The 11,387-nt window shown below is 62.2% G+C and carries 8 protein-coding genes and 2 pseudogenes; 4 read left to right on the forward strand and 6 right to left on the reverse strand.

The window, feature by feature from the left end:
* Positions 1–2: 2 nt before the first annotated feature.
* Positions 3–5,002 (reverse strand): annotated as a pseudogene (locus tag NO932_RS09890) (autotransporter domain-containing protein).
* A complete protein-coding gene (locus NO932_RS09895; RefSeq protein ID WP_309207232.1) occupies positions 4,924–5,193 on the reverse strand; it encodes a hypothetical protein in 270 nt (89 codons plus the stop codon). The pseudogene NO932_RS09890 and the gene NO932_RS09895 overlap by 79 nt, the downstream one beginning before the upstream one ends.
* Before the next feature lie 270 nt (positions 5,194–5,463).
* Here NO932_RS09895 and NO932_RS09900 point away from each other — a divergent pair, with 270 nt between their 5' ends.
* Positions 5,464–5,700, forward strand: a complete 237-nt coding sequence (locus tag NO932_RS09900; protein ID WP_309207233.1) for a transposase — start codon at positions 5,464–5,466, stop codon at positions 5,698–5,700.
* On the opposite strand, the pseudogene NO932_RS09905 reads toward NO932_RS09900, so the two are convergent.
* Positions 5,693–6,314: pseudogene (locus tag NO932_RS09905) on the reverse strand (IS630 family transposase); the annotation flags it as partial. The gene NO932_RS09900 and the pseudogene NO932_RS09905 sit on opposite strands and share 8 nt — an antisense overlap.
* 130 nt (positions 6,315–6,444) lie before the next feature.
* Between NO932_RS09905 and NO932_RS09910 the strand changes: the two are divergent.
* The gene (locus tag NO932_RS09910) at positions 6,445–6,891 is read left to right on the forward strand and encodes a 2Fe-2S iron-sulfur cluster-binding protein (protein ID WP_309161142.1); all 447 of its coding nucleotides are present in this window, start codon (positions 6,445–6,447) and stop codon (positions 6,889–6,891) included.
* Between the two features lie 3 nt (positions 6,892–6,894).
* Positions 6,895–9,099 carry a xanthine dehydrogenase family protein molybdopterin-binding subunit gene (locus tag NO932_RS09915; RefSeq protein WP_309207234.1) on the forward strand — a complete coding sequence of 735 codons (2,205 nt, stop codon included), beginning with the start codon at positions 6,895–6,897 and terminating at the stop codon, positions 9,097–9,099.
* A gap of 235 nt (positions 9,100–9,334) precedes the next feature.
* On the opposite strand, the gene NO932_RS09920 is transcribed toward NO932_RS09915, so the two are convergent.
* Together NO932_RS09920 and NO932_RS09925 are read right to left on the reverse strand one after the other, a co-directional pair.
* Positions 9,335–9,604 carry a response regulator gene (locus tag NO932_RS09920; protein WP_309207235.1) on the reverse strand — a complete coding sequence of 90 codons (270 nt, stop codon included), beginning with the start codon at positions 9,602–9,604 and terminating at the stop codon, positions 9,335–9,337.
* Positions 9,604–9,741 carry a hypothetical protein gene (locus NO932_RS09925; RefSeq protein WP_309161139.1) on the reverse strand — a complete coding sequence of 46 codons (138 nt, stop codon included), beginning with the start codon at positions 9,739–9,741 and terminating at the stop codon, positions 9,604–9,606. The genes NO932_RS09920 and NO932_RS09925 overlap by 1 nt, the downstream gene beginning before the upstream one ends.
* Positions 9,742–9,868: 127 nt before the next feature.
* On the opposite strand from NO932_RS09925, the gene NO932_RS09930 reads away from it, so the two are divergent.
* Entirely contained in the window at positions 9,869–10,171 is a 303-nt protein-coding gene (locus NO932_RS09930; protein WP_309207236.1) for a hypothetical protein, read from the forward strand.
* Between the two features lie 233 nt (positions 10,172–10,404).
* On the opposite strand, the gene NO932_RS09935 is transcribed toward NO932_RS09930, so the two are convergent.
* Positions 10,405–11,358 (reverse strand): ABC transporter substrate-binding protein, encoded by a 954-nt coding sequence (locus NO932_RS09935; RefSeq protein ID WP_309207237.1) that lies wholly within the window; start codon positions 11,356–11,358, stop codon positions 10,405–10,407.
* Between the last annotated feature and the right edge of the window lie 29 nt (positions 11,359–11,387).

Genomic DNA, 11,387 nt, shown 5'->3' on the forward strand with positions numbered 1-11,387 from the left:
GTTCAGGTTTGCCCTAAACCCATGATCGTAGGCATCAGAGGCGAGTTGGCCTTGATAGGAGATGCCGAACCTTGCTTCGGGCTTCGGGCTTCGGGCGTCAGGTCCAGATCGAGACCAGCTTCTATGACTGCGCTATCCCTAGCGATCGGTGACCCGGCAATGGAGAAGGCGTCGCTGCCCGAGAAGGCCTGCGCGCTTTGAGGCGTCACATCACCGAAGGTGTGTCGCCAGCCGACCATGCCGTGCAGCCGGGCCTCGATCGTGCCGAAGTCCATCGCATGCTCGCCGCGAAGACCGAGCGTGGTAAAGGTCACGTCCGTGTTTTCGCCAGAGCCCGACAGCGCCGCAGCACCGCCCTGTTCGGCAAAGCTGTCGGTAACATGTCTCACATGGGCGAGATGTCGTAGCCAAGCTCGCCGAAGAATTGGAAGGTGCCGGCGCCGTAATCGGCCGAGAGAGAGTCGGTGAGTCCGGGAATGGAGACTGAGCGGTTGGTGTCAATATCGTGCCAGGTATAGGTAGCGCCAGTACGGAATGCGATTTCGCCCCATTGGGTGCCACCATAAAGCCCAAGATGATAATTATCGCTCGAGCCTGATGAGGCGCGATCATCGGCATCGAAGCGCGAATGGCCGTAGCCGGCAAGAACACCCACCCGCCAGTCGCCAGCCATGGTATCGGCGCCGATCAGCAGGCCGCCGGTCGAACGGTCGAGGCTTGCCGCATTGCCGTCGCTGTCGGTCGAGCCCCAGGAGCCAAAGCCGGAAGTCCAGACCGCCGGCCCGCCATGATCGGCAGAGACCAGCACCGGTGTCTCGCCCGACCCATAAGCCAGCACCGGCGTGAGTGCCGCCCCCGCATCGCCGAAGGCGGCGCGAATGCGATCATTGGCCGCGTTGCGGACAAAGCGGCTGTCCTCGACCAGCGCGGTCCTTGCCGAGGCATGGATCTCGCCGGACAGAGCATCGAAGCTGCCACGGATGAGGTCGTCATCATCGGCCAGCTGGGCGATGGCGTCATAGACCGCGTGCCCGGCATCGATCCCGATGCTTTCGACCCCGCCGGCCGTGGCGGTCTGGTTGGCGGTAAGCGCTACGGAGGCGAACTCCCGGTCGTTGCGCGCCAGGTCGAGATCGATAGTTCCAGCGTCATGGTCATAGATCAGATCGGGCGTGAGGAAGCGGAAATTTGATGCGACTTCATCAAACTCGCCAACCAGGGTACCGGCGGACAGGATCGTATAGGTGGAGCGCAGATCGTAGCCTCCTTCGGCACCGACATGAGCGACTGTGCCGCCATTGAGTGTGGCCGCTCCCGTTACCCTCACCAGATCGCTGTCTGTTCCTTCCGGATTGACTTCAACCTCAAAGCGCGAGCCGCTCCCAAAGGTCAGATCCCCATCCACCGTCAGCGTGCCGATGGAATTGCCCGGAGCCAGGCTTCCGCCGGATGTGATCAGGGTGTCACCCACGGTGCCCGAGCCGCCCAGCACTGTGCCATCGCCAACCGCGACGGCGCCACCAAGTGCGCCATCGTCATCGGCATTGCCCACCAGCAGCGTGCCGGCATTGATTTCCGTCGTGCCGGCAAAGCCGGCGCTGTCGCCGGTCAGCACGACGGTGCCTTCGCCATCAAGCGAGAACAGGCCCTCTCCCGAGAGGGTACCTCCATAGGTGGCGTTGCTAGCGTCGGTGAAGCTGAGGACGGTGCCGGCGGCGATATCGGCATCGCCGGTAAAGCGAGCGGCCGCGGTCGTCAGGCCGCCGTCGGCAAGGGTCCAGTCGAGCTGCGAGGCACCTTCGAGCGTGAGCGTTCCGGCGCCCTGCTTCTCCATCGTGCCCTGAACGCCGGCGAGGCCGGTGATATCGCCGGCAAGGCTGGCATTGGTCGCCTGCTCGAAGGTGACGGTTCCGGCATTGGCAATATTGCCGGATATGGACCCGGCGTCGCCAATCAGCACCCCATCTTGGACAAGAGTATCGCCATAGGCGTTCTCGCCGGAAAGCACCAGCGTGCCGGCGCCATCCTTGATCAGATCGCCCGAACCCGAAACCGTGCCAGACAGATCGAGCGCTCTGCCGTCCGCAACGGCAAACCGGCCAGTCGCCTTGAGGTCTATCGTGCGGGCGCTGGCCATATCGGCGGCTGTTGCCAGCGTGCCGCCGGCAAAGGTCAACCCGCCAGAGGCCGAGCCCAGATTATCGTCCTCGGAAACCTCCACCACGCCCGCGGCGATTGTCGTGCCGCCCGAATAGGTGTTGGCGCCAGAAAGCACCAGCGTGCCATCCTGGGTCTTGGTGATGCCGCCGGTGCCGGCAATCTCGCTTGCGATCTCGGCGCTGTCGGCCAGAACGCGGATCTCCGATCCTCCGGCCAGCGTTTGCAGCCTACCATTGCCCTCAAGCCGAAAGCCGTCATCGATAAATTGCAGACCGGTAAAGCCGTGGGTGCCGTCCACGGCGATGGTGCCGCCGGCGAAATTGCCCGGCTGGTTCTTGAACACCGCATGGTTGCCGGCCCAGGCGGAACCAATCACCCCGTCCTGATTCAGCCATTGCAGGTTCGTTGCGTTCCAGGTGCCGTCACCGCCCTGCCAATGCTGGAGCGTGTCGTCGCCCGCCGGGGCCACAAACAGGTCGACATTGCCACCGTCTGCCTGGACCTCATAGGCGGCAGGATCGGCGAGCGAGGGTGTGACGCCGATCGTCAGCCCGTCGCCGGTCAGCGCGCCGCGATAGGTCATCAGGCGATAATATCCGATGCCGACCATGCCGTCAGCGGTATCGCCGCTCTGGGCAAGGTTCAGCGTGCCGTCCAGGATCAAATCACCCGTGACATCGATCCGGTCGCCGGTTCCGGGCGAGCCGGCCGAAGAGCCCGCAGCGCCCAACTCGTAATCGAGGATCGATCCCGACGACAGTTCCAGGTTGCCGTCGACGCTCAGCGTGCCGATGGAATTGCCCGGCGCGATCGTGCCGCCATCGGCAACCGTTGTCATGCCCACCGTGCCCGAACCGCCAAGCGTGGCGCCGTCAGCGACTGTGACCGCTCCTGAAATACTGGCCGAGGAATAACCCGCGCCACCCACTACGAGAGTGCCCGCTTCGACGGTCGTGCCGCCGGTATAGGTGTTCGCTCCATTGAGGGTCAGCGTGCCGGTGCCAGTCTTGGTCAGCGAACCGCCCGTGCCGTCCCTATAGCCGCCATCCTGAATAACGCCCCCGATCGTGTCGTTTCGATTGAGGCCACCCAGCGTCAAGGTGTTGGCGCCGAGATAAACCATGTCGGCGCCCGAAAGCGAACCGATGGCAAGGTCGCCGGTATGCTCCGAAATGTCGACCACGCTCGTGCCGTCGCTTGTTACGATCGCATTATCGCCGGTGCTGTCATCCCCAAACCGGAGGATCGTGCCGGAAGCGTTGGTCAGGATTGCATTTCCCGCGGACGCATTGCGGGCAAAGTGCAAGTATCCACTGGTGCTGTCGATCCTCGAAGCGGCGGCGTTGGCATTGTCGGTGAAAATTATCCCGCCATCGTTGTCTATAACTGCGGTTGCCGCACTGGAGTCGTCATAAAAGTAGATGTTGTCGTAGCTGGAGTTGTTGTCGATCGTGGCGCTGCCTGCGTCGGCTCCATTCGCGAAAATTAGCCTTGCCCGTTGAGCCATCGTGATATTCAAGGCTTCGGCGCTGACGCCGGCGCCCTCGAAGCTTAGTTGCGAGATAAAGGATGTTAGAGGGTCTTCCAGTGTAACCGGCCCCGTTCCCAGCGCTCCCGTGGCCGCGACGACCAAGAAGCCGTCTTCAACCCGCGTGCCGCCCGAATAGGTGTTGGCGCCGGTGAGCGTCAGCGTGTCTTCGCCAGATTTGATGACATGGCCGTCACCGCTGATCGTGCTGGCATAGGTGCCGGGGCTCGCTTGATCAAAAGTTACGCTCGGCGTCGCGCCGGAAGCCGGGGCGAATGTCAGATCACCGCCGAAGCTGCCGGTATCGCCGATCAGCGTTCCATCCGTGATGGTCCAGTCCTGATTGCCAGTCCGCGTCAGCACCCAGGTGCTTGATCCGGTTTTCTCGAACGTCTCGAAGCCGATGAATTCATCCGTGGCGCCCGCCGTTCCGGTGTCCACGATCTTGCTGACATCGAACAGATCGGTGGGATCGGTGTCGCCGCCCAGCGCAAAGGTGTCGGCGGTGCCGCCGGCCTCTACATTCCCCGTGAACTCAAAGCCATCGCGCAGCTCCAGCCGATTGCTGCCGCCGATGAAGGTGATGGCGTTGGCTTGCCGTGAAGCGGTCGAACCACCGGCGATCAGGCCGCTATTGATGACCGAGAGGTCAGCGCCAATAATGCCGGCACCGCCATCGCCCCGTGCGGGTTCATCAGGCACAAAGCCCGGCGCTCCTCCGCTTCCGGTGCCCCCAGCAGGTGCTGAAATTCCGCCACCAATCCACCCCTCACTATCCCCACCCTGAATGGTCCCGGCATTGTCAACGCTGCCACCGCCTGAAAGCCGCAGGCCCGCACCACCATCGCCGACCTCACTCCCATAGCCGCCCTCTATCACGGCATCAATGTTGAGGATGACGGCCACCGTGCTATCGCTTGCCGAGACAACGCCGTCGCCGCCAGAACCGTCCATATCGCTCCCGGTCCCACCGGTGATCGACCCCGCGCCGCCCAGGCGCAGGTCGACCGAGGCACCGTCCGTCACCACCACGCCTGCACCACCACCGCCGCCGCCGACGCCGCCAGCGATCCCTCCCTCGACCGAGAGTGTGGGGGCCGCATCTCTCCCGGTGACAAACAGACCCGCGCCACCACCACCGCCGCCGCTGCGCATCGCTCCCTCGCCGCCCTCACCCCCTTGCCAGATTGTGCCGGCGTCCAGGACATATTCAGCGGTTCTGGAACTGTCGTCGATTAGGGCAGCATCACCGCCAGCACCACCACCGCCACCGGCATCGCCAACGCTACCCGCGCCGCCTGCGCCACCATGCATGTCGCCGACCGTGCCGGCCACCGGCCTGCCACCATGGGCGCCCCCTCCGCCACCGCCGCCAGCATTGCCGCCCCCATCGCCGTCGCCACCCGGCGCGACACCGCCAGCCCCGCCTGAACCCGCGCCAGCACCTGTTCCATCAGAACCGTCCTGTCCGGGAGAACCGCCCGTGCCGCCTTGAACGCCGCCAAATTCTTCGCCTTCACCGCCTGTGGCGTGGCCCAGGCTTTGCCCCTGCAGCGGCAGTGCCATGCCCAGCATCAAAGCCAGCGCGGTCCCGGCAAGCAGAAGGTGCCTGCGCCGCTTTGCCCAATTGCCGTGGTTGATCGATGCCCTGCCCATAATGCCCCCTTCAATTCAAGTACACGCGCAACACGGGCCGCTCCGGCGCTTGCCGGAAACAGCCCGTGCTCGATTCAAATTTGTTCCCACGCCCCATCAGCTCATAGCCGACCGCGCCTATGAGCTCAGAGACTGGCTGGCCGAACGCGGCTGCCAAGCCGTCATCCCGCCAAAATCCGACCCGCAAGCACCCACATGCATGGGACAGGATCGCCTACAAAAGCCGAAATCTTATCGAGCGGATGTTCTGCCGCCTCAAGGACTTCCGCCGCATCGCAACACGCTACGACAAACGTGCCGACACCTTCCTGTCCGCCGTCTTCGTCGCCGCTACTATCATCTGGCGGCTCAATTGAGTCCCGACCCTAGAGCGGAATCCCATCGGTCTGCAGCGGCGAAGTAGGTTGGCACATTCTTCGGGCGTGAAAGCTTCCACGGTTCGTTCTGCCGCTTTGCGGAGCATCGCCTTGAGTTTGGAGAAGGCGTTTTCAATCGGAGGTCGTCCATAAGTTTCGAACGCGATGGGGTTGACCGATCCGTTGAGAACGAACGGCGCGATCATGCCTCGCTACGTCAGTACGCCTACGAAAGGTGGTCGTGCGCCAGTGGCCATGAGGTGCACCGGTCCGCAGGTTCGCCTCGGGGTGCACGACCATGCGTGCGAACCATATTGGTCTTTGCGCAGGTCTCATCGATGAACACCGGCCTGGCCGGTCAAGATCAAGCTGCCCCTCGAACCGCTCCTGCCGCTGTTTCAGGTTGTTAGCCGGTCATGCTCGGACGTGTGGAGTGTCTTTTTCGTGATGGCGTGACGCACAAAGAAGCGCTCAATCGTGCCGAAGCCGAAACGGTAACCGCGCGCGCTCAAAGCCCACCACAACTCCTCGATCGTCATGTCGGGCATCTCCTCGAGCAGCGATAGGATCAAAGCCTTACAGGCATCAATGCGTCCGGACCCACGATAACCTCCCCCAAAGGGGATTTGTAGCTGCCTGCTTATTTAGTCTAACGTGTCATTCATGCGTCTGAATCTGCAGTTCCCCTGCTGATGAAGGGCGCAGGCCTCACGAGAGACGACACGACAGAAGGAAGGGGATGCAATGCAGCTCACAGTCAATGGATCATCACATGATGTCGAGGTGGAGCCCGATACCCCTCTTTTATGGGTCATTCGGGAAGAATTGGGACTGACCGGCACCAAATATGGTTGCGGGGTCGCCCAATGTGGTGCCTGCACGGTATTGGTTGATGGTTCTCCCAGGAGGTCGTGCATCACACCGGCCAGCACGGTCGAGGGAGCGGACATTCGCACCATCGAAACGGTTGAGGAAACCGAAACCGGCCGCCGCGTCGTGGAGGCTTGGGTCGCAAACCAGGTGCCTCAGTGCGGGTATTGCCAGTCCGGCCAGGTCATGGCCGCGACAGCCTTGTTGACCAACAATCCCAATCCCACCGATGAGGAAATCGGATCGGCAATGACCAATCTGTGCCGCTGCGGAACCTACAACAAGATTCGCGCTGCCGTGCGCACTGCTGCGGAGGCCTGATCGATGAACCAGATACCCGCAAAACCGCGCGGCCCCCTCAATGTTTCGCGCCGAAAATTTTTGCTCGGCGGTGCGGCGACCTTGGCCGTCGCCAGCACAGGTACAGGCCTGACACTGGCAACCTTTCTGCCCACCCGAGTTGCGCGCGCCCAGCAAGCCGGGGTCGATGTCGCTGCCTTCCTCGAACTGCTTCCCGATGGCACCGCCGTGTTCCAAAGCCCGTTCATCGAAGGTGGACAAGGCATCTATTCGGCCATGGCCCAGATCGTAGGGGAGGAACTCGACCTCGATCCGGCGCGGTTCATTGTCCAGGCCGCACCTTCAGGTGATCCGTTTGGCGTGATGGGCGGCATGCGCATAACAGGGGGCAGCTCATCGGTGCGTTCGAGCTACCAGGTGATGCGCCAGCTCGGCGCTTCGGCGCGCGCCATGCTGATCGAAGCTGCGGCCCAGGAATGGGACGTTGATGCCAGTGAATTGACCACCGAACCCGGTCTTATCATCCATGCGGCATCGGGGCGCGAGATTGCATATGGTGATCTGGCTGCGGCAGCTATGGACTTGCCGGTGCCCACCGAAGTGGCGCTCAAGGATCCCGCACAGTTTCGCTGGATCCGGCAGCCCCTCGCTCGCCTCGATGTGCGGGACAAGTCGACGGGGCGCGCCAATTTCAGCATCGACTTTCAAGTCGAGGATATGCTGACAGCAGCGGTCCAGCATGCGCCGCGATTGGGGCTGGTGCCGGCCTCCATAACCAACCAGTCCGAGATCGAACAGATGCGCGGCGTGCATTCGGTGCACATGCTTGCGGGGGCGGTCGCCGTTGTTGCCGACAAATTCTGGCAAGCCCGGCGTGCGGTCGAGGCCTGCGAGGTGGAATGGGAGCCGGGCGAAGCCGGCGTTTCGATGCCGGAAGATTTCTCGTCGCAGGCATTTCGTGCCACGCTGGCCGACGAGCCAGGACCTGGCACTGAAGTTGAGGCTGAAGGTGATGCCCTCGCTGCCCTTGAGGCGGCCGAGACAGTGATCGAGGCAGCTTATGACGCACCCTATCTCGCGCATGCCCAGCTCGAACCCCCTTCGGCCACAGCGCGCTTTAACGAAGATGGTACGCTCGATGTCTGGCTCCCCAACCAAGCACCCGAGATGTTCCAGGCCGCGATTGCCACGCAAGCGGGAATCGAGCCTGAGAATGTGCGGATTCATTCCCAAATGCTCGGCGGGTTCTTTGGCAGGCACTTTCTTTACGGAGCCGCCAATCCCTTTCGGCAGGCAATCGCACTGGCGCAGGCGATCGGTAGGCCGGTCAAGGTTCTTTGGACTCGTGAGGAGGAATTCCTGCGCGATGCCCTCCGCCCGATGGGATATGCCCGGTTCCGCGGGGCTGTCGATGAAAATGGCCCGGTCGCGTTGTCGATCGAGGTTGTGGGTGAAGGAGCGGCAAGCCGCTGGTTCGGGTCACCTCCTGATCAGGATGGTGGAGCTCACGAGGGACTGACCGCCAAGCCTTACGCCATTGCTGATCGACGCGTTGGACATGTGGTGGTGAAGACCCCTGCCGAGATTGGTTTCTGGCGTTCGGTCGGGCACTCCATGCACGACTATTTCTACGAATCCTTTCTCGACGAAATGGCGCAAGCAGCAGGTCTTGATCCCTTCGAGATGCGCATGAACCTGCTGTCGGAATCCGAACGGCACCGTAACCTGCTCGCTGCTGTCGGGGACCTCTCTGGCGGCTGGCAGCCAGGGCCCTACACCGCCGATGACGGCACCACGCGGGCTCGCGGCGTTGCCATGGCGTCTCCCTTCGGCAGCGAAGTGGCAACCATTGCGGAAGTCTCGGTGCTCAATGACAGCGTTCAGGTCCATCAGATCTGGGTGGCCATAGATCCTGGCCAGATCGTCAACCCCGCTGTCATCGAGGCGCAGGTCCAGTCGGCCGTGGCCCTTGGGGTATCACAGACCCTTGTCGAGGAACTCGTTTACGAGAATGGCCAGCCCACCGCTCGCAATTTCGGTCCTTATCAGATCCTGAGGCCCAGTCAGATGCCGCAGGTTCACGTCAAGATCATCGAAAGCGGTGCGCCGATGGGCGGAATTGGCGAGCCCGGAGTTCCTGGTGTCCCGCCGGCTATCGTCAATGCCGTGGCGACGCTCACCGGGCAGCGCATACGTTCGCTTCCCCTTTCCAAGCACAGTTTCAGCTGATCGGGTGGGAAGGACGAATGACCCTCCTGCAGGATAACTCCTGCAGGAGAGCCGGGCTGGCGTCTAAGGCCGCGCAACCGTGAAACTCCGAGCATTCGGCGTCCAGGGGCAAGCCGACTACACATCAGACGATCTATTCCTCGCCGTGTTTTGGGCCTGATTCCTGTTAACTTTAACGCTTGACCTGAACCAATCCCTGGCTAAATCGCCCTTTGCATATTGAGCAACGACTGCTTCAAGTTGTCCTTGGGTGAAGGGCTTTGCGAGCCGAGGCAGGTCGATGGTCCGACCCTGCGACATTGCTCGTTGCCAGAAGGATCGGCAGATGCTGCCATTCCTGCCTGATGCCGTCGACCAACTGCAGCCCGTCATCTTGGGCATCGCGTGATCGAGAAAAACCAAGGGCGATGTCGGAGCGCGAGCGCAGCTTGCCCAGAGTGTCGCTGCCCGATGTGGCTGGCACCACCGTATGGCCGAGATCCTCGAGTATCGCGACAATGCCCATCAACACCAGCGGATCATGTCGATCGCCAGGATCGTCTGCAGTCCTGATCCGGTATGCGGCACCTCCGGCATACCTTCGTGGCCTTGCTGATTTTCGACGGCTGCGAGGATGAGGACATTTCCACGGTCGTAGGTCACGGATCGATCGCCGTTACGCTCGACATCTACGGATATCTCTTCGACCTCAAGAAAAGCGGTTGGGAGACATGGCCAAGCGACGGCGACCCCGCCAACGATCCGGATACGGATGCCCTGGAGCTCGCTTATGATCCCCGTTGCCCCCTATGTCATCCGATTCACACCCGGTGAGGACGATCAGGTAGCGGCACGCCGGATCATGAAGGCCTTGATCGCAGCCGAAACCCGCCGACCGGAAACATCCGCTCTTCCCGGCCATGTGACCACAACTCTTCCACCGACACTAAACAAGTTGCTTCAGAACGTCTGCGCTGCCGTTGCCGACGGTGACGGGGTTTCGGTCATAGTGCTTGAGGATCGGGAATTGCTGCCGGTTCGGGATATCGCCGAAGTTCTCGGTATGGTCCTTCCCAAATCACCCGCCTGCTGAAATCCGGCACTTTGCGTAAGCACAAGTACAACGCCGGAAGAAAGCGGCTCGTGCCCGCTTCGGCAATTGCCGAAAGATTGCAAGCGGCGCCTCGACAGAGGAAGCATCCTGTCGACCGCTCCCGAAAGTGACACCGCATCCGTGGATGCCAAGGCATCCCGCCAGGGTTGAGGACGAGGGCTGAGGAATTCCCCCCTGCCCTGGTCCATAGGTTTCTGGATTTGCCAGTTCTCTTACATACAGTCGGCGATATACTCGTACCGGTCGGCCAGATCCGGCTCGTCCGAGGTGATAGCAACGATCTCGGTCATGGTGACGGGCTCGACCTCCTCACCGGCGAAGAGACTCGCGGCGATATCCATGGCGACCTCGCCCTGCTGGCGCGGATTCTGCGCAATCAAGGCCTGGAGTTCGCCGTTCTTCAAGGCCGCCACCTGGGCACTGGCGGCGTCATAGGCCACCATCTTAACTTGGCCCACCGCCCCGGCCTGCCGCAGCCCGGTGATGGCGCCGATCGCCCCCTGATCATTGGTCGAGAAAATTCCGGCCAGATCGGGGTGGGCCGACAGCGTAGAGGTCACGATCTCGGCGGCGCGCTGGGGGTCGTTGGATTGATATTGCGCGCCGAGATATTCAATATCGGGATAGTTCTCGGCCAGCGCGGCCTCGAAACCGGCGGTGCGGGCGTCTTGAGCTAGAGAGCCGGGCGGCTGGGTAATGACCAGCACCTTACCGCTGCCGCCGATCAGCTGGGCAAGCTGGTCGGCAGCCATGGCCCCACCTTCCTCATTATCGGTGAGGATCTGGGTTTCGAGGATGGAAACATCGGAGATCGTCTGGTCGACTGTCAAAACCTTGGTGCCGCGTTCGGCCAATTCCCGCATGGGTGCGATCAGCGCCTGCATGTCGGTGGGAACGATGGCGGCGACGTCTGGTCCACGTGCGGTCACGGCGTTGACCACCGGTATCTGGGCGTCCGCAGCAAACTGGTCCGCGGCCGAGACCGTGAGTGCGAGGCCAAGTTCGTCGGCGCGCGCCATGGCGCCGCACTGCATGGCTTGGTAGAAGGGGCTGCCGCTCGAGCCGAGCACAAGGTCGACTGTGCCCTCGTCCTGGGCTGTTGCTCCCACGGCCCCGAAACAAGTGAGGGCGAGGCCTGCCACGGCCAATCGAATTGGTTTTGTCATTACGCTTTTCTCCCTTTGAGTTGGCGGGA

Source organism: Pelagibacterium sp. 26DY04, assembly GCF_031202305.1.
Lineage (GTDB): Bacteria > Pseudomonadota > Alphaproteobacteria > Rhizobiales > Devosiaceae > Pelagibacterium.

What these genes read in the sequence shown, in the direction of transcription:
- NO932_RS09930 (WP_309207236.1), top strand. Translation starts at nt 9,869, where the DNA reads ATGATCCCCGTTGCCCCCTATGTCATCCGATTCACACCCGGTGAGGAC.
- NO932_RS09935 (WP_309207237.1), bottom strand. Translation starts at nt 11,358, where the DNA reads ATGACAAAACCAATTCGATTGGCCGTGGCAGGCCTCGCCCTCACTTGT.
- NO932_RS09920 (WP_309207235.1), bottom strand. Translation starts at nt 9,604, where the DNA reads ATGGGCATTGTCGCGATACTCGAGGATCTCGGCCATACGGTGGTGCCA.
- NO932_RS09910 (WP_309161142.1), top strand. Translation starts at nt 6,445, where the DNA reads ATGCAGCTCACAGTCAATGGATCATCACATGATGTCGAGGTGGAGCCC.
- NO932_RS09900 (WP_309207233.1), top strand. Translation starts at nt 5,464, where the DNA reads ATGAGCTCAGAGACTGGCTGGCCGAACGCGGCTGCCAAGCCGTCATCC.
- NO932_RS09915 (WP_309207234.1), top strand. Translation starts at nt 6,895, where the DNA reads ATGAACCAGATACCCGCAAAACCGCGCGGCCCCCTCAATGTTTCGCGC.